The organism is Variovorax sp. CF079 (assembly GCF_900101545.1).
Taxonomy (GTDB): Bacteria; Pseudomonadota; Gammaproteobacteria; order Burkholderiales; family Burkholderiaceae_C; genus Variovorax.
This window is the reverse complement of sequence record NZ_FMZU01000009.1, coordinates 77,122-98,842: the sequence shown is the minus strand read 5'-3', so window position 1 is coordinate 98,842 and position 21,721 is coordinate 77,122. Positions and strand designations below refer to the sequence as shown.

Genomic DNA, 21,721 nt, shown 5'->3' with positions numbered 1-21,721 from the left:
TCTCGATGAAGCGCAATCTCTGGCTGCTCGCCGTTTGCCAGGGCTTGTTCCTGACCAACAACGTCACCTTCATCGCGATCAACGGCCTCGTGGGCCTGGCGCTCGCACCGCGCGGCTGGATGGCCACGCTGCCCGTGATGGGCTACGTGGTCGGCGGCGCACTCGCTACCGGCCTGGTGGCGCGCACGCAGCAGCGCTTCGGGCGGCGCCACTCGTTCCAGATCGGCCTTGCGGTGGCGCTGGGCTCGGCTCTGCTGTGCGCGCAAGCCGCGGTCTGGAAAGACTTCTGGTTGCTGTGCTTCGCCACGGTGGTGGCCGGCTACTACAACGCGAACGCCAGCCTCTACCGTTTTGCCGCCGCCGAATTGGCCGCTCCTGACGGGCGCGAAAAGGCGGTCTCGCTGGTGATGGCAGGCGGGCTGCTCGGCGCCGTGGCGGGCCCGAACCTCGCCGCCGTCACGCGCGACTGGTTCCCCGTGCCCTTCGCGGGCGCCTATCTCGCGCTCGCAGCGGTGGCGCTGCTCGCGATGGGCCTGATGCACTTCATCGACTTTGCCGCTCCGCCGCCCAAGAGAACGACCACCGGCGGCCGCTCGCTGGCCGAGATCGCGCGCCAGCCGGTGTTCATCGTCGCGGCGGTGTCGGGTGCGCTCGGCTTCGGCGTCATGAACCTGCTGATGGCCGCGACGCCGATCGCGATGCAGATCTGCAGCCTGCCCTTCGGCGACATCGCGCTGGTGCTCGAATGGCACGTGATCGGCATGTTCGCGCCGGGCTTCTTCACCGGCCACCTGATCCGCCGCTTCGGCGCGCTGCCCGTGATGGGCGTGGGACTCGCGCTCAACCTCGGCTGCATCGCAGTGGCACTCTCTGGCGTGGATCTGCATCAGTTCCTGATCGCGCTGTTCATGCTCGGCGTGGGCTGGAACTTCCTCTTCACCGGAAGCACGACGCTGTCCCTGTCGGCCTACACGGCCGAAGAAAAGGACCGCGCCCAAGGCGCACTCAACTTCTGCATATTCGCGACGCTGGCACTGAGCTCCTTCGCCTCGGGCGTGCTGGTCACCACGCAAGGCTGGCGGCTGCTGAACTTCGGCTCGCTGGTGCCGGTGGTGCTGACGGGTGCGGCGCTGCTGTGGCTTGCACGTCGACAGCGGAGTACAGCAGCGGCGGCGACCGTCTAGGCAGACGGGAAGCGCTCGCCGAGCCAGCGCTCCAGCGTCTCGAACACCGGCGTCGCATCGCGCTCGTTGAAGATCTCGTGATAGAGCGCCGGAAAGCAGGTGGCGCTGAGCACCGAAGCCGGCGCGGCGGCCGCGAAGGCGCGGCTGGCCGCAGGCTTCACGAGGCGATCGTCGCCCGCGTAGATCAGGAGCGTCGGCACCTGCCATTGCGGCGCGGCCGCCTGAACGACCGTACCTTCGTCGGCCAGAAAGCGTGCGAGCCGGGCGCCGATGCGATCGTGGCACAGCGGATCGCCGCGGTAGGCCTGCACCACGGCCGGGTCGTGCGAGAGGTAGTGGTCGTCGAGCCCGTTGCCCACGCGCAGATCGGGCGCCACGCGCGACAGCAGCGCGATCAGGAATTTCTGGAACGCGCCGAGGCCCGGATCCAGCCCCGGCGATGAAAGCACCAGCGCATCGACCTTGCGGACCGCCCGCGCCACGAAGCTTGCGGCGACCAATCCACCGAGGCTATGGCCCAGCAGCACCAGCGGCAGGCCGGGATGGCTGCGCCGCGTGTCGTCGACCACGAGCGCGAGATCGTCGACCAGCCGCATCACGCTGGGCAAGCCGCCGCGTGGACCGCTCGATGCGCCGTGGCCGTGGTGGTCGGCGGCACGCGCCGCGAAGCCCCAGTCGTTGAGCCGCTCGGCCACGCGCCGGTAACGGCCCGCATGCTCACCGATGCCGTGCACCAGCAGGACGATGGCCTTTGCAGGAAGGTCGGAGGGCAGCGGCCACTCGTGGACGGCCAACGTTTCGCCGTCCGGCGTGCGCAGCGTGCTGTTCTGCGTGGGCTGCGACTTCAACCGGCGAGGGCGTGCGCCGCCGGCAGCGCGGCGATCACCTCGGCCACCGCCGCGGTCAGCTTCTTCGCATAGGGCACATGCAGGAACTCGTTGGGGCCGTGCGCATTGCTCTTGGGCCCCAGCACGCCGCAGACCATCATCTGCGCCTTCGGGAAGCCGACGCTCAGCATGTTCATGAGCGGGATGGTGCCGCCCTGGCCGATGTAGCCGCAATTGGCGCCGAAGTGCGCCTGCGACGCGGCATTGAGTGCACGCTCGAACCAGTGTGCGGTGCCGGGCGCGTTCCATCCGGTGGCGCCGCCGTTGCTGTCGAAGGTGACCCTGGCCTGGTAGGGCGCGTTGTCTTCGAGCAGTGTCTTGAGCTGCTGCACCGCCTGATCGGCATCGACCAGCGGCGGCAGGCGCAGCGAAAGCTTGAAGGCGGTGTAAGGACGCAGCACGTTGCCCGCATCCTTCAATGCCGGGAAGCCTTCGGCACCCGTCACCGAGAGCGTCGGCTTCCAGGTGCGGTTGACCAGCGCCTCAACCGGGTCGCTGGTGGTCGGCAACGCGAACGCGGTCGCGCCGCCGCAGTCGTAGTGCGCCCACGGAAAGCGCTTGTAGACCTCGTCGCCGAGGATGGCTGCAGTGGCCTGCGCCTGCGCGAGCCTTTCGGCCGGCACCTCGCAATGGAAGCTCTCCGGCAGCAGGCGGCCGGTCTTGCTGTCTTCGAGGCGGTCCAGCACCTGCCGCATGATGCGGAAGCTCGAGGGCACGAGGCCGGAGGCATCGCCGGAGTGCACGCCCTCGGTCAGGATCTCCACCTTCAGCGTTCCGCTCGCCATGCCGCGCAGCGAGGTGGTGAGCCACAGCTGATCGTAGTTGCCGGCGCCCGAATCGAGGCAGATCACGAGGCCCACTTCGCCGAGGCGCGGACGCAGCGCGTCGATGTAGGGCAGCAGGTCGTAGGAGCCGGATTCTTCGCAGGTTTCGATCAGGCCCACGATGCGCGGATGCGCCACGCCCTGCGCCTTGAGCGCCTGCAGCGCCGCCACGCTCGCATACACCGCGTAGCCGTCGTCGGCGCCGCCGCGGCCGTAGAGCAGGCCGTCTTCGTATTTCGGCGTCCACGGCCCGAGGTCGTTGCGCCAGCCGGTGAACTCGGGCTGCTTGTCGAGGTGGCCGTACATCAGCACGGTTTCCTTCATCTCGGTGCCGGTGGCCGGCACTTCGAAGAAGAGCACCGGGGTGCGGCCTTCGAGCCGCACGATCTCGAGCTTCAGGCCCTCGACTTTTTGCGCCTCGACCCATCTGGCCGCGTTCTGAAGAACGGTTTCGAGATAGCCGTTCTGCACCCAGTCCTTGTCAAAGCCGGGCGACTTGGCCGGGATCGCGATGTAGCCGGTGAGTTGCCTGAGGATGTCCTGGTCCCACTTGGACGAGACATCTGACAAGGCGCGCTCGGCATCGAGCAGGCCAGAGGGCATTTCGCGGTGCAGGGGAGCGTTCATGGGGTCTCCGCGTGTGAGAAGGGGCGTGGCGAATTATGGGCGCAGCTCGCCAAACCCGCAGGCCTTGGGCTAATCTCGCCGCTGCTTCAGAGTGGCAGCTTTTTCGAAAGGCGAGATCTTGAGCAGTACGAACAAGCGCATCCGCGTCGGCATCGGAGGTTGGACCTACGAGCCCTGGCGCAACAATTTCTATCCCGCCGGGCTGCCCCAGAGCCAGGAGTTGAGCTACGCCAGCCGGCAGCTCACGGCGATCGAAGTCAACGGCACCTACTACAGCAGCTTCAAGCCGCCGACCTTCAAGAAGTGGCATGACGAGACGCCCGACGATTTCATGTTCTCGCTCAAGGCATCGCGCTTCGCGACCAACCGCAAGCAGCTGTCGGCAGCCGGCGAGTCGATCGCGCGTTTCGTCGAGAGCGGCATTGCCGAACTGGGCAACAAGCTGGGGCCGATCGTCTGGCAGTTCATGCCCACCAAGGCTTTCGATGCGGAGGATTTCGAGGGCTTTCTCGCGCTGCTTCCGAAGAAGGAGGGCAGCCGCACGCTGCACCACGTGCTCGATGTCCGGCACGAGAGTTTCATGACGCCGGAGTACCTGGCGCTCGCGCGCAAGTACGAGGCCGCGTCGGTCTTCACCGACGCCGACAAGTTTCCGTCCTTCGCCGACCTGACCGGCGAGTTCGTCTATGCGCGGCTGATGATGAGCGACGCCAAACTGAAAAGCGGCTACGCGCCGAAGGCGCTCGATGCATGGGCCGAGGCAGCCAAGATCTGGGCCGAGGGCGGTTCGCCGGCTGCGTTGCCGCGCGTCGAGAAGGCCGCGCCGAAGGCTGCCGCGGCGCGCGACGTGTTCATCTACTTCATCAACGGCGCAAAAGAAAAGGCACCGGCCGCAGCAGGTGCCTTGATTCAGCGCCTGGGCTGAACTGAAGTCGCGTCAGGCGGCGGCTTGCAGTGCCGGCTTGGCACTGCTGCTGCTGCCGGCGGATGCGCCGAAGCTGATCTCGCCGGACAGCTGGCCGCCTTCTTCGACCACGATCTTGCCGTAGCGGATCTTGCCGGTGACCTTGCCGGTGGAGTGGATGACGAGCTTTTCGCGCACGGTGAGATTGCCGTCGAAGAGGCCGCGAATCTCGGCGATGTCGATTTCGGCCGAGCCCTTGAACGCGCCTTGTTCGGCGATCTGCATGACACGCGAATCCATCGTCGCTTCGACCAGGCCTTCGACCACGAGCGTGTCGCAGTCGGTGATCTCGACACCCTTGAGCTTGATGTTGGGGCCGACGGTGAGCTTGCTGCCGCCTTCCTTGGCGGTGCTCGCTGCCGCATTGGCCGCTTGGGCCGACAGGTTCGAAGGATTGACCGGGGTGCCCGAAAGGTTGGTGCCGGAACCCATCAGCGGCGCGGGACGGGAGGGGAGGGAGTCGGCGTCGCGATCACGCTTGCCGAAGAAGGGGGACTGTGTGGCCAATGGGGAGCTCCTCAAAAGGGCTATCGTAAGAAGGCGCTTACGGCGCTTCGCACTTCATTGCGCAAGAAGCGTAACTGAATACGTCTCGAACACGCGTCGTTGGGAACTTTCGTCTGCGTGAAGGGCGCGTCAACAATGTCAGCGCTCCTCACTTTAGACCTCTGAATCGCGCGCAGGAGGGCTGTTCGACCTGATCTTGATCGCCGTGATTGTCACGAGCGTGACGGTCGTCATCCTCGCGCGACGAACTTCTATGGCGTGATCGCCCGCTGCCAGACGGCGCGCCCTTGCGCAGCATCGTCGACCCTGGCGATGAAGCCGGCGGCTCGGGGCTCGGGCAGCGTGAGCGAGAAGTGCACCATGCTGTCGTGGCGAACTTCGACCAGCGTGGCGCCGGCCGCCGCGATCTCGCGGCGCAGCGCGCCTTCGAGCGCGTACGGCACGGCGCACTGCAAGCCGCACTGGCGCACCAGCGGCACCAGCACTGCACCGGCGAGCGCCTGCGCGATGCTGTCGGTGTAGGCACGCACCAGCCCACCCGCGCCGAGCTTGATGCCGCCGAAGTAGCGAACGACCGTTGCGAGCACACCTTCGAGTTCGTGATGTCGCAGCACTTCCAGCATCGGCCGGCCGGCGGTGCCACCGGGCTCGCCGTCGTCGTTGGCCGCGGATTGCCCTCCGGCCATCAGTGCCCAGCAAACATGGGTCGCGCCGGGATGCGCGCTGCGCAGTGCATCGACGACCGCCTGCGCCGCGGCACGATCGGCGACCGGCTGGACGCAGCCGATGAAGCGGCTCTTCTTGACGAGCAGCTCGCTGTGCTGCGGCGCGGCGAGCGTGAAGGGCATCGTTCGCCCGCTAGCGTTCGCGTTCGAACTTGAAGACCGCCGTGCTGGCGCGCGCATTCGGCAGCCAGCGCACCTCGGCGCCCTCCTGCAGGCCAAAGGCATCGAGCACCCGCAGCCGGTTCTTGCGCGCGAGCACCTCGAAATCCTTGAAGGTACCGACGCGGATGTTGGGCGTGTCGTACCACTGGTAGGGCAGGCGTCGCGTGACCGGCATGCGGCCGCGGGCGATGCTGATGCGGTTCGGCCAGTGCGCGAAGTTGGGGAAGGCGACGATACCGATGCGGCCGACGCGCGCGGTTTCGCGCAGCATCACTTCGGCATTGCGAAGGTGTTGCAGCGTATCGATCTGGAGCACGACGTCGAAGGAGGCGTCGTCGAACATCGCGAGGCCTTCGTCGAGGTTGAGCTGGATCACGTCGACGCCGTGCCGTATGCATTGCAGCACGTTGCCGTCGGCGATCTCCACGCCGTAGCCGCTGCAGCCGCGTTCGCGCTGCAGCAGGTCGAGCAGCGCGCCGTCGCCGCAGCCGAGGTCGAGCACTCGCGAGCCCTCGGGAACGAGCCGGGCGATCACGCGCTGGGTGTCCAGATCGCTCATTGGAAAACCTCCGCGCTGCGCGCTACGGTATTCGCCTTGGGAACGGCCCGGTGGCTCATGCGGCCGCTCCCTCTTTCGCGATGCGCTCGAAGTAGGAGCGCACCACGCTCATGTAGCGCACATCGTCGAGCAGGAAGGCGTCGTGTCCGTGGGGCGCATCGATTTCCGCGTAGCTCACGTTGCGGCGGTTGTCGAGCAGGGCCTTCACGATCTCGCGGCTGCGCGCCGGCGCGAAGCGCCAGTCGGTGCTGAAGCTCACGAGCAGGAACTTGGCCGTGGCCTGCGCCAGCGCGGCGCGCAGATCGCCGCCATACGCACGCGCCGGATCGAAGTAGTCGAGCGCGCGCGTGATCAGGAGGTAGGTGTTGGCGTCGAAGTACTCGCTGAACTTGTCGCCGTTGTAGCGCAGGTAGCTTTCGATCTGGAACTCGACCTCCTGGGTCGAGTAGAGAAAGTCCGCGCTCGACACTTCGCCCTCGACCGCACTGCGCAGCGCGCGACCGAACTTCTCGTTCATGAGGTCGTCGCTCTGGTAGGTGATGTGGCCGATCATGCGGGCGATGCGCAGGCCGCGCTTGGGGATCACGCCGTGCTCGTAGAAGTGGCCGCCGTTGAAGTCGGGGTCGGTCACGATGGCGCGGCGCGCGACCTCGTTGAACGCGATGTTCTGCGCCGTCAGGCTGGGCGCGCTGGCGATCACCACCGCATGGCGCACGCGCTCGGGGTATTGCAGCGCCCACGACAGCGCCTGCATGCCGCCGAGGCTGCCGCCCATCACCGCAGCGAGCGTCCGAATGCCGAGCGCATCGAGCAGTGCAGCCTGCGCCCGCACCCAGTCCTCGACCGTGACCACGGGGAAATCGGCGCCATAGACGCGCCCGGTCACAGGGTTGACGTGCATCGGTCCGGTAGAGCCGAAACAGGAGCCGAGGTTGTTGATGCCGATCACGAAGAAGCGGTCGGTGTCGACCGGCTTGCCGGGGCCGATCATGTTGTCCCACCAGCCCTCGGACTTGTCCTGGCCCGCGTAGACGCCCGCGACATGGTGCGAGGCGTTCAGCGCATGGCAGACGAGCACCGCGTTGCTGCGCTCGGCATTGAGCGTGCCGTAGGTTTCGTAGGCCAAGATGTAGTTGGCAATCGATGCGCCGCTGCTGAGAGGCAGCGGGCCTGCGAACGGCATCGATTGCGAGGAGACGACCAACGACATGAATGAAAAAGACCCGGCCTCGCCAAAAACGAGCCGGGTCCGGCATCCGTCTTTAGCTGCATTTGTTAAGCGCCCGCAAGCTGGAGCAAATCGGCGCGTCCGACGAGTATATGCGGCTCAGCCCCAGCCGATCAACGCGGCGGCGCCGAGCATGAGGAACAGCACGGCGGAGACGCCGTGAACCAGGCGGATCGGCACGCGCTTCACGATGCGCTCGCCGAGCCATACGACCGGCGCATTCGCCAGCATCATGCCGAACGTGGTGCCCAGCACCACCCAGACATAGGCGCTCACGTAGCGCGCGGCGAGCATGACGGTCGCGATCTGCGTCTTGTCGCCCATCTCGGCGAGAAAGAAGGCCGTCACGGTGGTGCCGAACACGCCGAAGTGCGAAGCCTTCGGCATATCGTCCTCGTCGAGCTTGTCGGGGATCAGCATCCAGAGCGCCATCGCGATGAAAGAGCCGCCCAGAATCCAGCGCAGCGCATTGGGCCCGAGCGTGTGCGTGACCCAGTTGCCCACCGCGCCCGCGAGTGCGTGGTTCAGCACGGTCGCGGTGAAGATCCCCAGCACGATCGGCCAGGGCCTGCGGAACCGTGCGGCGAGCACGAGCGAGAGCAATTGGGTCTTGTCGCCCATTTCGGCGAGCGCGACCACGCCGGTCGCAACGAGAAAAGCTTCCACGAGAAAGGGGTTCCTTGGGCCGAAGGACGAGGACGCAATTGACCGTGCAACGCCTTCGGCCATATCCGAAGTTGCACGGTCAAAGGTCTCGCCAGGTGGAACACTGCCTGCGCCATGTCCTGCACGGGGCAGGACAAGTCTGTTGACGCAAACCCTTCTCGCGATGGAAGGCGGCTACTCCCCAATGACCGCACGATTGTAGTGCAGCACCGAGGATGCTCGTAAGCGTGCGCTAGCTTTCGAAAAATTTCGAGCGCGGCGCGGTTGCGGGCAAATTCCTACTTGCGCTCGAAGCATTTCACACATAATGCACGAGCCTCCCTTCAGATTTCGGGGCGGTGATTCGGTGATCGGTCAGTTTCGCGCGACTCGGCGGATTTCGTTTGGGTGGTGCTCTCGGGACTCCATCGCTTTTCTTGATGTGTTTATAGGAGTCCCTTGATGGGCAACAAACTGTACGTCGGTAACCTGCCTTATTCGGCACGCGACGATGATCTCCACAACGCCTTCAGCCAGTTCGGCACCGTGGCAAGCGCCAAGGTCATGATGGAGCGCGACTCCAGCCCCCCGCGTTCCAAGGGCTTCGGATTTGTTGAAATGGGCAGCGATGCAGAAGCGCAAGCGGCCATCAAGGGCATGAACGGCCAGGACATGGGCGGCCGCAGCGTCGTCGTGAACGAAGCGCGCCCGATGGAAGCCCGTCCGCCGCGCAGCGGCGGCTACGGCGGTGGTGGTGGCGGCGGATATGGCGGCGGCGGCGGCGGTGGCGGCTACGGTGGTGGTGGTGGCGGCGGTCGCAGCGGTGGTGGCGGCGGTTACGGCGGCGGCGGCGGTGGTTACGGCGGCGGTGGCCGCAGCGGTGGCGGCGGCGGCGATGGCGGTTTCCGCAGCCCGTACGGCGCCGGTCCGCGCGGCGGTGGTCGCGGCGGCTACGGCGGCGGTGGTGGTGGCGGCGGCAACGGTGGCAACAGCGGCTACTGAATTCCGCGCCCCACAAGCAGCAGAAGAAAGGCTCCCTCGGGAGCCTTTTTTGATGGTGATGCGACAGACAGCTCCAGGCTCATTCGCCACGCCGCTTTTTGCGCCCGCGCCCCTGCACCGCGCGGTCGAACAAGGCGTTGGGCAGCAGGCGCATGAGCTTGGCGACCACACCCATCTGCCACGGAATCACCCGGTAGCTGGCGCCGGCCTCGATCGCACGAAAGGCCCGATCGGCGAAGTCGTCGGCTCGCATCAGAAAGGGCATGCCGTAGCGATTGCCTTGCGTCAGCGGGGTGTCGACGTAGCCAGGGCAAAGGGTGACGACCTTGACGCCGCCGGCGCGCAGCTCACCGCGCAAACTCTCGCAGTAGGCCACCACACCCGCCTTGCTGGCGCAGTACGCGCCGTGACCGGGGAGGCCGCGAATCGACGCGACGCTGCCGATGCCGACCAGCCGGCCGCTGCCGCGCGCCCTCATCGCGGCAATGAAGGGATGGAAGGTCGCGGCCAGGCCGACGTTGTTGATCGCAAATGTCTGCGCGAGCACGTCGAGATCGCCGCGGTCCTCGGTGTCGATGCCCACACTGATGCCGGCATTCGCGATCACCACATCCGGGACACCTTGGTGCGCGATGCAAGCAGCGCCCGCTGCGACGATGCTGTCGATGCACGCGACGTCTGCGCCGTAGATCCGGTAGCGCTGGGCATCGATCTTGGCGGAGCCGGCCCAGCTTTCGATCTCGGGCGTGCGCCGCGCCACCAGCGCGAGGTTATAGCCAGCTTGGTAGAAGCGCGCGGCCAGCGCCTGGCCGATGCCGCTCGACGCACCGGTGATGAAAGCCAGCCGCGTCAATGCTTCGCCCCCGGCGCTGCCGCCGAAGGCATCAGCAGGCCTCGCACGCGGCCCTGCAGGTTGGCGACGCCCGTCAGGTTGTCGTAGTCCAGCGAGTCGGCCGTGAACTGGTCGGCACCGCGTATCAGGGTGACCGGCTTGTGCGACTTGACGCGCTCCGTGTCCAGGAAGGCGTGCAGGAATTCGCCGCGGAATTCCAGGCGCGGTATGGGCTTGCCGCCGGCCGAGACGGCAGCTTCGCGCACCACGATCGCATTGCCGAAGAGCTGGATTTCGCTGCCGTCGCCGTTCGACAAGCCACGGTTGGCGGTCGCTCGGGTCGTCAGTCCCTCGGGGGAAACGGAGCGCAGCCGGACCTGGTCCACCTCCATCGTGTCGTTGTCCGGATAGTGTCGGCCTTCGGTGCCGAACAGCTCGCTGCGCAATTCGCCGTTCGGCAGGAAATTCTTGATCACGAAGCCGCGCATGAAAAAGTCGGGCTCGTGCTTGGGCGCCTCCTTGGCCGCCGGCTCGAGCAGCTTCGGCGCGTTGCGCACCAGCCAATAGGTACCCAGAGCCAGCGTGGCCGTCAGGATGATCGGCAGGTAGATGGTGAGGCGATCGAAGCCGTTCCGCAGCAGATTCCAGACTACCTTCGCCTTCATGCCGCCGGGCCCCGTGCGCCGTCCAGCAGCCGCCGGTAGTGGCCGCCCGCCGTGAGCAGCAGGTCGCAGAATTCGCGCGCCGCACCTTCGCCGCCGCGCGCCGCGGTCACGTGGTGCGCGATGGCGCGCACCTCGGCATGGGCGTTGGCAGGCGCGGCGGCGAATGCGGCGCGGGTCAGCACGGGCAGGTCGGGCCAGTCGTCGCCGATGGCGGCGGTCTGCATCCAGTCGAGGCCGAGCGCTGCGAGCATGGCCTCGGCGGCCGGCAGCTTGCTTTCGGTGCCGTAGCGCACGTGCTCGATGCCCAGCGCCTGCAGGCGCACGCGCAGCGGCTTCGAGTCGCGCCCCGTGATCACCGCCGGCGTGATGCCCGCGGCACGCAGCAGCTTGAGGCCGTAACCGTCGAGGATGCTGAAGCGCTTGAGGGTTTCGCCCTGCTCGCTGAAGTAGACGCCGCCGTCGGTCAGCACGCCGTCGACGTCGAAGAAGGCGACGCGGATGTCCTGCGCGGCGAGCAAGGCCTCCGCCTTGAATTCGAGCGCCATCAAATGACTTTCGCGCGCATCAGGTCGTTGATGCTGAGCGCGCCGATCAGAATGCCGCCGGCGTCGACCACCAGCACGCTCGTGATGCGGTGCTGTTCCATCAGCTCGGCCGCCTCGGCCGCCAGCGCATCGGCACGCAGCGTGCGCGGGCCCCGATGCATCACATCGGCCGCGGTCATGGCGCGCAGGTCCGCGCCGGTCTCGACCTGGCGGCGCAGATCGCCGTCGGTGAAGATGCCGATCGCGCGGCCATCGGGATCGACCACGGCCGTCGCGCCGAGGCCCTTGGAACTCATCTCGCGCATGATCTCGCTGAGGCTGGCGCCGGGCCCGACGCGCGGCACGTCGTCGCCGGAGCGCATGACGTCGCCCACGTGGGTGAGCAGCTTGCGGCCGAGCGCGCCGCCCGGATGCGAACGGGCGAAGTCTTCGGTGCCGAAGCCGCGCGCATCGAGCAAGGCGACGGCGAGCGCGTCACCGAGCGCCATCTGCGCGGTGGTGCTGGCGGTGGGCGCCAGATTGAGCGGGCAAGCCTCTTTCTCGACGCCGCTGTCGAGCACGATGTCGGCATGGCGCGCCAGCGTCGAGTCGGCCCGTCCGGTGATCGCGATCAGCGGCACGCCTTGGCGCTTGACCACGGGCAGGATGGTGGTGAGCTCCTCGACTTCGCCGCTGTTCGAAATCGCGAGCACGAGGTCGACCGCCTTGATCATGCCGAGATCGCCGTGGCTCGCTTCCGCCGGATGCACGAACATCGCCGGCGTGCCGGTCGAGGCGAGCGTGGCCGCGATCTTGCGGCCGACATGGCCGCTCTTGCCCATGCCCATGACGACCACGCGGCCCCGCACTTCGAGGATTTTTCGAACGGCGTCGACGAAGCTCGCGCCCACGCGCTGCTTGAGGCCGAGCACGGCTTCTGCTTCGATATCGAAAGTAATGCGCGCCCGCGCGAGCATCGCGTCGGGTTCGGCCGCAGAGGCCAGGTCGGGGCGGGAGCTCATCGCGGGATTTTATCGGTCAAGGCTTCGCCAGTCTGAACTGAGGGGTTCACATTCAGTAGCATCGGCCCATGTCCTCGTTCGATCTCACGCTGATGTACCTCTTGGCTGCGGTAATCGGCGTGGTCGTCTGCCGGTACCTCAGGCTGCCGCCGATGCTCGGCTACCTCGGGGCCGGCGTGCTGATCGGACCGCACGCCCTGGCATTCGCGCAGAACTCGGAGGGCATCCGGCACCTGGGCGAGTTCGGCGTCGTCTTCCTGATGTTCGTAATAGGGCTGGAGTTCAACCTGCCCAAGCTGCGTGCCATGCGCAAGCACGTGTTCGGCCTCGGACTGCTCCAGGTGATGCTGACGATGGCGATCGCGACGGTGGGCGCGTTGTGGCTCGCCACCTGGCTGCCGCCGGCCTGGCACCTGGGCTGGCCGACGGCGCTGGCGCTTTCGGGCGCGCTCACCATGAGCAGCACCGCGATCGTCGTGAAACTGATGGCCGAGCGGCTCGAACTCGAGAGCGAACATGGCAAGCGCGTGATGGGCGTGCTGCTGTTCCAGGATCTCGCGGTGGTGCCCTTGCTGGTGCTGATTCCGGCGCTCGGGGCGCCGCCGGAGACGATGCTGAAGGCGCTCGCCTTCGCCTGGCTCAAGGCCAGCTTCTTGGTCGGCGTGCTGCTCTACGGCGGTCCGCGCGTGATGCGCTGGTGGCTCACGATCGTCGCGCGCCGGCGCAGTGAAGAGCTGTTCATGCTCAACCTGCTGCTCGTCACGCTGGGCTTGGCGTGGCTGACCGAGCTTGCGGGCCTGAGCCTGGCGCTGGGTGCCTTCGTCGCCGGCATGCTGGTGTCGGAAACCGAATTCAAGCACCAGGTCGAAACCGACATCCGTCCCTTTCACGACGTTCTGCTGGGGCTGTTCTTCATCACGATCGGCATGTCGCTCGACTGGCACATCGTGGTGGAGCAATGGGCCCTGATCGCCGGGCTGCTCGTCTTGCCGCTGGCCTTCAAGCTGATTCTGGTCACGTTGCTGGCGCGCGTACTCGGGGCGACGGCCGGCGTGTCGCTGCGAACCGGGCTCTACCTTGCGCAGGCGGGCGAGTTCGGTTTCGTGCTGCTGACGCTGGCGCAGGGTCAGGAGCTCTTGCCGTCGTGGCTCGCGAACCCGGTGCTCGCGTCGATGGTGCTGTCGATGCTCGCAACGCCCTTCATCATCATGTACAGCAATCGCATCGTGCGAAAGCTGGTGGCGAGCGACTGGCTGCAGCAGTCGTTGCAGATGACGACGATCGCGCGCAAGACCATCAACACCGCGAAGCACGTCATCATCTGCGGCTATGGGCGCTGCGGGCAGAACCTGGCGCGCGTACTGGAGCGCGAGGGCATCCCGTACTTGGCGCTGGACCTGGACCCGGATCGCGTGCACCAGGCCGCCGCGGCCGGCGACTCGGTGGTCTTCGGCGACGCGGCGCGGCTGCAGGCGCTGATGGCGGCCGGCCTGGCGCGCGCCAGCGCGGTGGTCGTGACTTATCTCGACGTGCCGGGCGCGCTCAAGGTGCTGGCCAACACGCGCGCGCATGCGCCGCAGGTGCCGGTGATCGTGCGCACGCAGGACGATCGCGATCTCGAAAAGCTGCAGGCCGCTGGCGCGACCGAGGTGGTGCCCGAAGCGATCGAAGGCTCTCTGATGCTGGCAAGCCACGCGCTGGCGCTGGTCGGCGTACCCATGCGGCGCGTGATCCGCGTGGTGCAGGACCAGCGCGACGCGCGCTACAACCTGCTGCGCGGCTACTTCCACGGCGCCGACGACGACAACGCCGACGAGCTCGACCACGAGCGGCTCAACAGTTTCACGCTCACCGCCGGCGCGCGCGCGGTGGGCCAGCCGCTGGATCAGGCAGCACTGCAGGCTGTGGGCGTACGGGTGGCCAGCTTGCGGCGGCGCGACGGCAAGGCCGAGGAGGCGCGCGACGACACGGTGCTGGCGGACGGCGACACGCTGGTGCTCTCTGGCAAGCCGGGCGCGCTCGCCGTGGCGATCGAGATGCTGCAGAAGGGCTGAGAACACTGCCCGCGCAGGCCGGCCTTCAGTTGAGCAGGCTCGGATTGCGCTTCTCTTCGTCGATCCGCTGCTGGCGCCGCACGGCATCGCACTGGGCGCTTGCCCTGTATTCGGCCTTGGCGCACTGCGCGACCATGCAGCGCGCACGGCCGAAGAAGCCCTGGCCTGCGCATGTCGTTTCCGGGCTCGCGGGTGCAGCGGGTTCAACCGGTGCTGCCGCCACGACGGGTGCAGGCGCGACGGCAGCGGGCGGCGGCGCGGCAACCGGTGCAACCGGCGCAGCTTTGCGTGCCCTGGGTGCAGCGGTGACCGTGGGCTTGGCCGGTTCGGCCCGCGGAGATGGCACGGCTTGCTCCACCGGCGGCGCAACGGGAGCGGCCGGCGGTGAGGGCTCGGCCGCCGGCGCCTCGGCGACGGGCGCGGATACAGGCGGGGGCGCAGGCGCAGGCGCGGGCGCAGGCGCGGGCGCGGGCGCGGGGGACGGCACGACGACCGGCGTCGGCGCGGCGGCCTGCTGCGTCGCAGGCGGCGAGCTGGCGCTTCGTTGGCCGTACGCGTACCAGCCGCCTGCCGCAAGCACGGCCACCATCAGCACACCGAAGACACCCATCCAGACGCCATTGGATTTGCGCGCGCCGGGGAGTGCGGCTGCATGCAGCGCCGCCTTCGGCGCGCTTGCCCGCACGGCGGGTGGTGGTCGCGGGATAGGCTTTGGCTTGCGCGCGGCCTTGGGCGCAGGTGGCGGCGGCGAGGAGGCCGCCGTGCCCATCACGACCGTGACTTCATCCGCCGCGGGCGCCGGCGACAGCGGCATGCGCTCGGTGATAGGCCACCCGTCACTGCCGGAGGGACGCTCTTCGGCGGGTGCGGGTGCACCGGGCGCCGGCTGCGAGACCAGCCTGTGGCCGCAACCCTTGCAGAACTTCGCGCCGTCACGGTTTTCCGTATGACAGGAAGCGCACACCACGGCCATCTACAGCGACTCCGATGCGAAAAGCTTCAAGTCACCGCGACGCGCTTGGGCCGGTTGACCATCCGCTTGGCGATGACGGCGCCGAGCGCCAATGCCATTTCCAGCGCGAGGTTGGGCTGGCGATTCGACATTTCCGAGAAGCGGATGGGCGTCATCCGCCAGACGCGGGCGGCGCCCGTAGCCACCACGTTGGCCGAGCGCGGCAGCCGGGAGAAGAAGGCTCCTTCGCCGACCACCGATCCCGGATTGAGGATCGCGAGCCGCATCTGGCCCTTGTCGCCGATCAGGTGCACGCTGAGCGCGCCGCTCTCGATGAAGAAGATCGTGCGATCGTTGGCGCCCTGGTCGATTAGCACCTGGCCGGCGGCCAAGTCGAACGGCTGCAGATAGCTGGCCAGCGTTTCCCACTGCTGCGGGTTGAAAGCCGGCGCAAAAGCGTCGTAACTGGTGTTCTGCGCAATGGCGCGGCAAAGATCCTGAATGCTCGATGACATGTTGCAAACCCTGCTGTGCGTCCTGGAGTATCTGCGATCGCTCTAATTTGTGCTGACAGAAGTCACAAGCACTAACACTTTTCGTCTACTTTCCGATACAAAACCGGGAAAAAATCACGCCCAGCAAGTCATCCGCGCCGAATTCCCCAGTGATTTCGTTGAGCGCATTCTGCGCAAGACGCAGCTCTTCGGCCAGAAGATCCAGCGCCTGCGCACGCGCCGCCAGATGCTCGGCCGCCACGGCGATATGTTCTTCGACCCGCGACAGCGCTTGCACATGGCGTGCCCGAGCGAGGTAGACGCCTTCAGGCACGGCTTGCCAACCCGCGACCTCGAGCAGGCGGCGCCTGAGCGTCTCGATGCCGAACCCTGTCCTGGCAGAAAGGCTGATGCCGGTATGCGCTGCGGCCGAAGGCGCCGCGTCCTGCTTGCTCCATACATCGAGCACCGGCACGCTCGCAGGCAGCTTCTCGCTCAGCAGGCGCATGATCTCGGCGTCCGCCTCCGCGTATTCCGGCCGCTCGGCGCGCGTCAGGTCATGCAGGAAGAGCACGGCATCGGCACCCTCGATCTGCCCCCACGCGCGCGCGACGCCGATCTGCTCGACCTCGTCGGCGCTGTCGCGCAGGCCTGCCGTATCGACCACGTGCAGCGGCACGCCCTGGATCTGGATGGTCTGCGATACCACGTCGCGCGTGGTGCCCGGAATCGAGCTCACGATGGCGAGCTCGGCTCCGGCCAGCGCGTTGAGCAACGAACTCTTGCCCGCGTTAGGCTGACCCGCGATCACGACCTTGATCCCTTCGCGCAGCAGCGCACCCTGGCGCGCACGCTGCTGGACCGCGCTCAGCTGCGTCTGCAGCGACACCAGCTGGCCCTGGGCATCGGCCTTCTGCAGGAAGTCGATTTCTTCCTCGGGAAAATCGAGCGTCGCCTCGACCAGCATGCGCAGGCGGATCAACGCATCGCGCAGCGCATGGATCTCCATCGAGAACGCGCCCGAGAGCGAGCGACCCGCACTGCGCGCCGCCGCCTCGGTGCTCGCATCGATCAGATCGGCGATGGCCTCGGCCTGCGCCAGGTCGATCTTTCCATTGAGGAAGGCGCGCTGGCTGAACTCGCCCGGCTCGGCGACCCGCAGGCCCGCCAGCCGCGGCCGGCCAGTCGCGGGATCGGTTTCGGTGGCGGCTTCCAGGCAGCGCGCGAGCAGCAGTTGCAGCACCACCGGCCCGCCATGTGCCTGCAGTTCGAGCACGTCTTCGCCGGTGAAGGAGTGCGGTGCCGGAAAGTGGATGGCCAGCCCGTGATCGATGGCCGCGCCGCCGGCATCGCGGAAGGGCAGGTAGGTGGCTTCGCGCGGCTTGAGGCTTCTCGCGCAGACGGCCTCGATCAATGGCGCCACCCGTGCGCCGGACACGCGAACGATGCCGACCGCGCCGCGGCCCGAAGCCGTGGCGACGGCGACGATCGGATCGGTGGTGCGCGCAAGCATGGGTGAGGATTCTTTCAGCAAAAAGGGCCGCTTTCGCGGCCCTTGTTCGAAATCGGCGCTCGGCAGCGGCTATTTGCCCAGCACGCCCAGGCGCTTGTTGATGAACCACTGCTGCGCGATCGACAGCACGTTGTTCGTGATCCAGTACAGCACCAGGCCGGCCGGGAAGAAGATGAACATCACGCTGAACGCCAACGGCATGATCCACATCAGCTTGGCCTGCATCGGATCGGGCGGCGTCGGGTTGAGCCAGGTCTGGAACAGCGAGGTCGCGGTCATCACGATCGGCAGGATGAACCAAGGGTCGGGTGCCGACAGGTCGTGGATCCAGCCGATCCACGGCGCGTGGCGCATCTCGACCGAGGACAGCAGCACCCAGTAGAGCGCGATGAACACCGGGATCTGGACCACGATCGGGAAGCAGCCGCCCATCGGGTTGACCTTCTCCTCGCGATAGATGCGCATCATCTCCTGCTGCATCTCCTGCGGCTTGTCCTTGAGCCGCTCGCGCATTTCCATGATCTTGGGATTGATGGCCTTCATCTTCGCCATGCTGGCGTAGGCCTTGGCGTTGAGCCAGTAGAACGCGGCCTTGAGCAGCACCACCAGCGCAACGATCGCCCAGCCCCAGTTGCCGAGCATGCCGTGCAGCTTGTCGAGCAGCCAGTAGAGCGGCTTGGAAATGATCGTGAAGATGCCGTAGTCCTTGACCAGCTCCAGCCCCGGCGCGACGGCCTCGAGCGTCTTCTCGGCCTGCGGACCAACGAAGAAGTCAGCGTCGATCGTCTTGCTGGCGCCCGGCGCGACCGGGCCAGCCGAAGTGATCATGCCGACCGCGTAAAGGTTGGTGTCGACCTTGCGCGCGAACAGGTCGCGCTGGACGCCGTCCTTCAGCAGCCAGGCGCTGGCGAAGTAGTGCTGCACCATCGCCACGTAGCCGTTGGTCGACTCCTTCACGAAGTCGGCCTTGTTGTTCTCGATGTCCTTGAACTCGATCTTCTGGAACTTCTTGGCCTCGGTATAGACGGCCGGACCGGTGAAGGTCGAATAGAAGGACGACTCGCCCGGCGGCTTGTTGCCGTCGCGCACGAGCTGCAGATAGAGCTGCGGCGACACCGGCGCCGTGCCGGTGTTGACGATCTCGTGGCGCACGGTCATGTCGTAGGCGCCGCGCTTGAGCGTCCAGGTCTTGATCAGCTTGACGCCGCCCAGGTCGGGCGATTCGAAGCGCAGCACCAGTTCATTGGCGCCGTCCTTCAGCGCGCGCTCGCCGGTGAAGGTCATCGGCGTCTTGTGCGTGGGGAAGGCGCCGCCGATCAGGCCGGTCTGCGCCACATAGAAGCGGTTCGGACTCTGGTCGAGCAGGACGAAAGGCTTGTCCTTCTCCGTCAGGTCGTCGTGCTGGATGAACTCGCTCTGCGCCAGCGAGCCGCCTTCGGTATCGAAGGTCAGCTTGAGCACGTCGGTGCTGACCACGACTTTCTCGCCCGCCGCAGGCGCCGTCGTCGTGCCGCCCGGAACGGCCGCGGCGCCGGTGCTGTTGCTGCCGGCCGCCGCAACGCTGGCCGGCGGCACCGCACCGGAAGCCGCGCCGGCGGGCGGGGCTGCCGGTGCCGTCGCACTCACGGGAGGCTTGGTCGACGGCAGGAAGGTGGGGTTCTTGCCGTTGTAGACCTGCCATTGGTCCCACAGCAGCACCAGCGAGAAGCCAAAAATCACCCACAGGATGGTGCGGCGGATATCGTTCATGAAGAAGACTTCTTGTCGTCGGAAGAGAGAAAGGAAAACAGCGAGCCCGAAGCCGGGGTCTGGCGCTGCGCCTTGGGGGGAACCGGATCGTGGCCGCCCTGGCACCAGGGCTGGCAGCGGACGAGGCGGCGCAGGGTGAGATAGCTGCCGGCGGCTGCGCCGTGCTGCTCGAGCGCCTCGATGGCGTAGACGGAACAGGTGGGTTCGAAGCGGCAGGATGACCCAAGCCACGGGCTCAGCAACAGGCGATAGGCCTTCACGAGGCCGATCAACAGGCGCCGCATCATGCGCGCGCCGCGGCAGCCCGCTCCAGCAATTGCTGGAGCTCGGCGCGGACGGCGGCCTTGAGCTTGTCGGAGGTCGCGCTCACGAATTCCTTGCGATCGAAAGCAGAACGCAGGCGCACGACATGCGCCGCGGGCGGCAAGAAAGCTTCGGAGGCGGCGCTCACTTGATAGATCTGGCGCTTGATGGCGTTGCGGGTGACCGCACGGCGGGCCCAGCGTTTGGGGACCATTGCGCCGAGCCAGACGTCCTGCGTTTCAAACAGTGGCGCGGCACCCGGCTGCGCATCGAGCGCGCAACGGTGCAATGCGAAGTGGGCGGTGCGCGCCACGGTAGCACCTGCGAGGACGGCCTGGAATTGCGCGCGGGTCTTGAGCCGCTGCATGGGAGCCAAGCGCAAAGCGCCGACGGACGATGACGGCGGCAGCGCTACGACTGGCAACGGTAACTACAGTCGCCGTTAGACGGCGAGGCGCTTGCGGCCCTTGGCGCGGCGCGCGTTGATGACGGCGCGGCCGCCGCGGGTCTTCATGCGGACCAGGAAGCCGTGGGTACGGGCGCGGCGGACTTTGGATGCTTGGTAAGTGCGTTTCATGATGGTTTTCCTGCTTGACCCGGAGGCCGGTTTTCCGACCCAGGGGTCCGGGGTGGTGCTGCAAAGTGCTGCTAGTTGCGCTGATACCCCGAAACACACAAAGAGGTTTTCAGGGAAACCCGCGATTATCGCAAACATTCTGCCGAACAACAATCCGAGGCCGCTATCACGCCGTTTTCGTGCTCGCCGCAACGGTGTGGATAAGGTTTTGACAAGTTAGAATCGACGACCCATCACGGGTGCGACTATCCACAAACACAAAACGAAAAATGGCCGAGGGACACACCACATTTCAGAGCACCCATGCCGAGTGACGGCGTCGGTGACAGCCTCTGGCAGGCCTGCGTCGACCAGCTCGCGCAGGAGCTGTCCGAACAGCAGTTCAATACCTGGATCAAGCCGCTGACCGCGAGGGTCGCGGACGATCTTTCACGGGTCACGGTCTTCGTCGCCAACCGCTTCAAGCTCGACTGGATCCGGGCCCAGTACGCCGGCAAGATCGCCTCCATGGCCGAGAAGCTCTATGGCCAGCCGGTGATCATCGAGTTAGCGCTCGCTCCTCGAGAAATCGTTGCCAGGCCTGTATCGATGGCCATCGTCTCCGAAACGGATGTGCCGCGCGACGTGGCCGGCCCGGGTGAGGACCTGAGCGGCACCGCATTCAAGAACAGGCTGAACTCCGGCCTCACCTTCGACACGCTGGTCGAAGGCACAGCCAACCGGATGGCGCGCGCAGCGGCGATGCACGTCGCCGGCATGCCCGGCCATCTTTACAACCCGCTTTTCATCTACGGCGGGGTCGGCCTGGGCAAGACCCACCTGATGCATGCGGTGGGCAACCGGCTCCTGTCCGACCGGCCGGACGCCAAAGTTCTCTACATCCACGCGGAGCAATTCGTTTCGGATGTGGTCAAAGCCTATCAGCGCAAGACTTTCGACGAGTTCAAGGAGCGCTATCACTCGCTCGACCTGCTCTTGATCGACGACGTCCAGTTCTTCGCCAACAAGGACCGGACGCAGGAGGAATTCTTCAACGCCTTCGAAGCCCTGCTCGCCAAGAAGTCGCACATCGTCATGACGAGCGACACCTATCCCAAGGGCCTGGCGGACATCCATGAGCGGCTGGTCTCGCGTTTCGATTCCGGCCTCACGGTCGCGATCGAGCCGCCCGAGCTCGAGATGCGCGTGGCGATCCTGATCAACAAGGCGCGCGCCGAAAGCGCCGAGATGCCCGAGGAAGTGGCCTTCTTCGTCGCCAAGAACGTCCGCTCCAACGTGCGCGAGCTCGAAGGCGCGCTGCGCAAGATCCTCGCCTACTCGCGCTTCAACCAGAAAGAAATTTCGATCGCGCTCGCGCGCGAAGCATTGCGTGACTTGCTCTCGATCCAGAATCGGCAGATCTCGGTCGAGAACATCCAGAAGACGGTGGCCGACTACTACAAGATCAAGGTCGCCGACATGTATTCGAAGAAGCGCCCGGCATCGATCGCCCGGCCGCGCCAGATCGCCATGTACCTGGCCAAGGAACTGACCCAGAAGAGCCTGCCGGAGATCGGCGAGCTGTTCGGCGGTCGCGATCACACGACGGTGCTGCACGCGGTGCGGAAGATCTCGGGCGAGCGCCAGCAGCTCACCGAACTCAATCAGCAGCTGCACGTGCTGGAGCAAACCCTCAAGGGCTGAGGAATGAGCGTCATCGCAGATTCACGAAAGCCTGTCAAA

23 protein-coding genes and 1 riboswitch are annotated in these 21,721 nt (G+C 66.5%); of the genes, 5 read left to right on the top strand and 18 right to left on the bottom strand.

Features of this window, described 5'->3' with window-relative positions; all coding sequences use genetic code 11:
• The first annotated feature begins 5 nt into the window (after positions 1 to 5).
• The gene (locus BLS74_RS13830; protein WP_093107092.1) at positions 6 to 1,184 is read left to right on the top strand and encodes an MFS transporter; all 1,179 of its coding nucleotides are present in this window, start codon (positions 6 to 8) and stop codon (positions 1,182 to 1,184) included.
• On the opposite strand, the gene BLS74_RS13825 is transcribed toward BLS74_RS13830, so the two are convergent.
• Positions 1,181 to 2,032, bottom strand: a complete 852-nt coding sequence (locus tag BLS74_RS13825) for an alpha/beta hydrolase (protein WP_093107090.1) — start codon at positions 2,030 to 2,032, stop codon at positions 1,181 to 1,183. The two genes, BLS74_RS13830 and BLS74_RS13825, sit on opposite strands and share 4 nt — an antisense overlap.
• Entirely contained in the window at positions 2,029 to 3,522 is a 1,494-nt protein-coding gene (locus BLS74_RS13820) for a M20 family metallopeptidase (RefSeq protein WP_093107088.1), read from the bottom strand. Before BLS74_RS13820 ends, BLS74_RS13825 begins: the two co-directional genes overlap by 4 nt.
• Before the next feature lie 118 nt (positions 3,523 to 3,640).
• Here BLS74_RS13820 and BLS74_RS13815 point away from each other — a divergent pair, with 118 nt between their 5' ends.
• On the top strand, positions 3,641 to 4,447 hold the full coding sequence (locus tag BLS74_RS13815) for a DUF72 domain-containing protein (RefSeq protein WP_244503868.1): 807 nt from the start codon (positions 3,641 to 3,643) through the stop codon (positions 4,445 to 4,447).
• Between the two features lie 12 nt (positions 4,448 to 4,459).
• Here the strand turns inward: BLS74_RS13815 and BLS74_RS13810 are convergent, their stop codons facing one another.
• The 5 genes from BLS74_RS13810 to BLS74_RS13790 all read right to left on the bottom strand — a co-directional run bounded on the left by BLS74_RS13810 (position 4,460) and on the right by BLS74_RS13790 (position 8,333).
• Positions 4,460 to 4,993, bottom strand: coding sequence for a bactofilin family protein (locus tag BLS74_RS13810; RefSeq protein ID WP_093107086.1), 534 nt, complete (start codon positions 4,991 to 4,993; stop codon positions 4,460 to 4,462).
• 251 nt (positions 4,994 to 5,244) lie between these two features.
• Positions 5,245 to 5,841 carry an IMPACT family protein gene (locus tag BLS74_RS13805; RefSeq protein ID WP_093107084.1) on the bottom strand — a complete coding sequence of 199 codons (597 nt, stop codon included), beginning with the start codon at positions 5,839 to 5,841 and terminating at the stop codon, positions 5,245 to 5,247.
• A gap of 10 nt (positions 5,842 to 5,851) precedes the next feature.
• Complete coding sequence (metW, locus tag BLS74_RS13800; protein WP_093107082.1) at positions 5,852 to 6,439, bottom strand: methionine biosynthesis protein MetW; 588 nt, start codon at positions 6,437 to 6,439, stop codon at positions 5,852 to 5,854.
• 55 nt (positions 6,440 to 6,494) lie between these two features.
• Complete coding sequence (locus BLS74_RS13795) at positions 6,495 to 7,649, bottom strand: homoserine O-succinyltransferase MetX (protein WP_093107081.1); 1,155 nt, start codon at positions 7,647 to 7,649, stop codon at positions 6,495 to 6,497.
• Positions 7,650 to 7,766: 117 nt separating this feature from the next.
• Positions 7,767 to 8,333 carry a TMEM165/GDT1 family protein gene (locus BLS74_RS13790; RefSeq protein ID WP_093107080.1) on the bottom strand — a complete coding sequence of 189 codons (567 nt, stop codon included), beginning with the start codon at positions 8,331 to 8,333 and terminating at the stop codon, positions 7,767 to 7,769.
• Between the two features lie 9 nt (positions 8,334 to 8,342).
• Positions 8,343 to 8,528, bottom strand: a riboswitch (yybP-ykoY riboswitch).
• Positions 8,529 to 8,774: 246 nt separating this feature from the next.
• Between BLS74_RS13790 and BLS74_RS13785 the strand changes: the two genes are divergently transcribed.
• Positions 8,775 to 9,314 (top strand): RNA recognition motif domain-containing protein, encoded by a 540-nt coding sequence (locus tag BLS74_RS13785; RefSeq protein WP_093107078.1) that lies wholly within the window; start codon positions 8,775 to 8,777, stop codon positions 9,312 to 9,314.
• A gap of 79 nt (positions 9,315 to 9,393) precedes the next feature.
• Here BLS74_RS13785 and BLS74_RS13780 read toward each other — a convergent pair whose 3' ends face one another.
• Genes BLS74_RS13780 through BLS74_RS13765 form a run of 4 tightly spaced genes read right to left on the bottom strand, consistent with a single transcriptional unit; the run spans position 9,394 to position 12,357 of the window.
• The gene (locus BLS74_RS13780) at positions 9,394 to 10,167 is read right to left on the bottom strand and encodes an SDR family oxidoreductase (protein ID WP_093107076.1); all 774 of its coding nucleotides are present in this window, start codon (positions 10,165 to 10,167) and stop codon (positions 9,394 to 9,396) included.
• Positions 10,164 to 10,811 carry an LPS export ABC transporter periplasmic protein LptC gene (gene lptC / locus BLS74_RS13775; RefSeq protein WP_093107074.1) on the bottom strand — a complete coding sequence of 216 codons (648 nt, stop codon included), beginning with the start codon at positions 10,809 to 10,811 and terminating at the stop codon, positions 10,164 to 10,166. The genes BLS74_RS13780 and lptC overlap by 4 nt, the downstream gene beginning before the upstream one ends.
• Positions 10,808 to 11,356, bottom strand: a complete 549-nt coding sequence (locus BLS74_RS13770; protein WP_093107072.1) for a KdsC family phosphatase — start codon at positions 11,354 to 11,356, stop codon at positions 10,808 to 10,810. The genes lptC and BLS74_RS13770 overlap by 4 nt, the downstream gene beginning before the upstream one ends.
• Complete coding sequence (locus tag BLS74_RS13765) at positions 11,356 to 12,357, bottom strand: KpsF/GutQ family sugar-phosphate isomerase (RefSeq protein WP_093107070.1); 1,002 nt, start codon at positions 12,355 to 12,357, stop codon at positions 11,356 to 11,358. Before BLS74_RS13765 ends, BLS74_RS13770 begins: the two co-directional genes overlap by 1 nt.
• A gap of 68 nt (positions 12,358 to 12,425) precedes the next feature.
• Between BLS74_RS13765 and BLS74_RS13760 the strand changes: the two genes are divergently transcribed.
• Positions 12,426 to 14,411: a monovalent cation:proton antiporter family protein gene (locus BLS74_RS13760; protein ID WP_093107068.1), complete on the top strand. Its 1,986-nt coding sequence runs from the start codon at positions 12,426 to 12,428 to the stop codon at positions 14,409 to 14,411.
• A gap of 25 nt (positions 14,412 to 14,436) precedes the next feature.
• Here BLS74_RS13760 and BLS74_RS13755 read toward each other — a convergent pair whose 3' ends face one another.
• The 7 genes from BLS74_RS13755 to rpmH form a co-directional block, all read right to left on the bottom strand.
• The gene (locus BLS74_RS13755; protein WP_139191682.1) at positions 14,437 to 15,384 is read right to left on the bottom strand and encodes a zinc ribbon domain-containing protein; all 948 of its coding nucleotides are present in this window, start codon (positions 15,382 to 15,384) and stop codon (positions 14,437 to 14,439) included.
• A 26-nt stretch (positions 15,385 to 15,410) separates the two neighbouring features.
• Positions 15,411 to 15,878 carry a Crp/Fnr family transcriptional regulator gene (locus BLS74_RS13750; RefSeq protein ID WP_093107063.1) on the bottom strand — a complete coding sequence of 156 codons (468 nt, stop codon included), beginning with the start codon at positions 15,876 to 15,878 and terminating at the stop codon, positions 15,411 to 15,413.
• Between the two features lie 85 nt (positions 15,879 to 15,963).
• Positions 15,964 to 17,370, bottom strand: coding sequence for a tRNA uridine-5-carboxymethylaminomethyl(34) synthesis GTPase MnmE (mnmE, locus tag BLS74_RS13745; RefSeq protein ID WP_093107061.1), 1,407 nt, complete (start codon positions 17,368 to 17,370; stop codon positions 15,964 to 15,966).
• A gap of 69 nt (positions 17,371 to 17,439) precedes the next feature.
• Positions 17,440 to 19,119, bottom strand: coding sequence for a membrane protein insertase YidC (yidC, locus tag BLS74_RS13740; RefSeq protein ID WP_093107059.1), 1,680 nt, complete (start codon positions 19,117 to 19,119; stop codon positions 17,440 to 17,442).
• A complete protein-coding gene (yidD, locus tag BLS74_RS13735; RefSeq protein WP_093107057.1) occupies positions 19,116 to 19,406 on the bottom strand; it encodes a membrane protein insertion efficiency factor YidD in 291 nt (96 codons plus the stop codon). Before yidD ends, yidC begins: the two co-directional genes overlap by 4 nt.
• Positions 19,403 to 19,789, bottom strand: a complete 387-nt coding sequence (locus BLS74_RS13730) for a ribonuclease P protein component (protein WP_093107055.1) — start codon at positions 19,787 to 19,789, stop codon at positions 19,403 to 19,405. The genes yidD and BLS74_RS13730 overlap by 4 nt, the downstream gene beginning before the upstream one ends.
• 75 nt (positions 19,790 to 19,864) lie before the next feature.
• The gene (gene rpmH / locus BLS74_RS13725; RefSeq protein WP_007834827.1) at positions 19,865 to 19,999 is read right to left on the bottom strand and encodes a 50S ribosomal protein L34; all 135 of its coding nucleotides are present in this window, start codon (positions 19,997 to 19,999) and stop codon (positions 19,865 to 19,867) included.
• A gap of 303 nt (positions 20,000 to 20,302) precedes the next feature.
• Here rpmH and dnaA point away from each other — a divergent pair, with 303 nt between their 5' ends.
• On the top strand, positions 20,303 to 21,682 hold the full coding sequence (dnaA, locus tag BLS74_RS13720) for a chromosomal replication initiator protein DnaA (protein WP_093107053.1): 1,380 nt from the start codon (positions 20,303 to 20,305) through the stop codon (positions 21,680 to 21,682).
• The last annotated feature ends 39 nt before the right edge of the window (positions 21,683 to 21,721 follow it).

Excerpts from the sequence above, each read along its gene's own strand:
- BLS74_RS13820 (WP_093107088.1), bottom strand. The coding sequence starts at position 3,522 with ATGAACGCTCCCCTGCACCGCGAAATGCCCTCTGGCCTGCTCGATGCC.
- BLS74_RS13755 (WP_139191682.1), bottom strand. The coding sequence starts at position 15,384 with ATGGCCGTGGTGTGCGCTTCCTGTCATACGGAAAACCGTGACGGCGCG.
- mnmE (WP_093107061.1), bottom strand. The coding sequence starts at position 17,370 with ATGCTTGCGCGCACCACCGATCCGATCGTCGCCGTCGCCACGGCTTCG.
- metW (WP_093107082.1), bottom strand. The coding sequence starts at position 6,439 with ATGAGCGATCTGGACACCCAGCGCGTGATCGCCCGGCTCGTTCCCGAG.
- BLS74_RS13795 (WP_093107081.1), bottom strand. The coding sequence starts at position 7,649 with ATGTCGTTGGTCGTCTCCTCGCAATCGATGCCGTTCGCAGGCCCGCTG.
- yidD (WP_093107057.1), bottom strand. The coding sequence starts at position 19,406 with ATGATGCGGCGCCTGTTGATCGGCCTCGTGAAGGCCTATCGCCTGTTG.
- BLS74_RS13765 (WP_093107070.1), bottom strand. The coding sequence starts at position 12,357 with ATGAGCTCCCGCCCCGACCTGGCCTCTGCGGCCGAACCCGACGCGATG.
- BLS74_RS13730 (WP_093107055.1), bottom strand. The coding sequence starts at position 19,789 with ATGCAGCGGCTCAAGACCCGCGCGCAATTCCAGGCCGTCCTCGCAGGT.
- yidC (WP_093107059.1), bottom strand. The coding sequence starts at position 19,119 with ATGAACGATATCCGCCGCACCATCCTGTGGGTGATTTTTGGCTTCTCG.
- dnaA (WP_093107053.1), top strand. The coding sequence starts at position 20,303 with ATGCCGAGTGACGGCGTCGGTGACAGCCTCTGGCAGGCCTGCGTCGAC.
- BLS74_RS13760 (WP_093107068.1), top strand. The coding sequence starts at position 12,426 with ATGTCCTCGTTCGATCTCACGCTGATGTACCTCTTGGCTGCGGTAATC.
- lptC (WP_093107074.1), bottom strand. The coding sequence starts at position 10,811 with ATGAAGGCGAAGGTAGTCTGGAATCTGCTGCGGAACGGCTTCGATCGC.
- BLS74_RS13770 (WP_093107072.1), bottom strand. The coding sequence starts at position 11,356 with ATGGCGCTCGAATTCAAGGCGGAGGCCTTGCTCGCCGCGCAGGACATC.
- rpmH (WP_007834827.1), bottom strand. The coding sequence starts at position 19,999 with ATGAAACGCACTTACCAAGCATCCAAAGTCCGCCGCGCCCGTACCCAC.
- BLS74_RS13785 (WP_093107078.1), top strand. The coding sequence starts at position 8,775 with ATGGGCAACAAACTGTACGTCGGTAACCTGCCTTATTCGGCACGCGAC.
- BLS74_RS13805 (WP_093107084.1), bottom strand. The coding sequence starts at position 5,841 with ATGCCCTTCACGCTCGCCGCGCCGCAGCACAGCGAGCTGCTCGTCAAG.
- BLS74_RS13750 (WP_093107063.1), bottom strand. The coding sequence starts at position 15,878 with ATGTCATCGAGCATTCAGGATCTTTGCCGCGCCATTGCGCAGAACACC.
- BLS74_RS13830 (WP_093107092.1), top strand. The coding sequence starts at position 6 with ATGAAGCGCAATCTCTGGCTGCTCGCCGTTTGCCAGGGCTTGTTCCTG.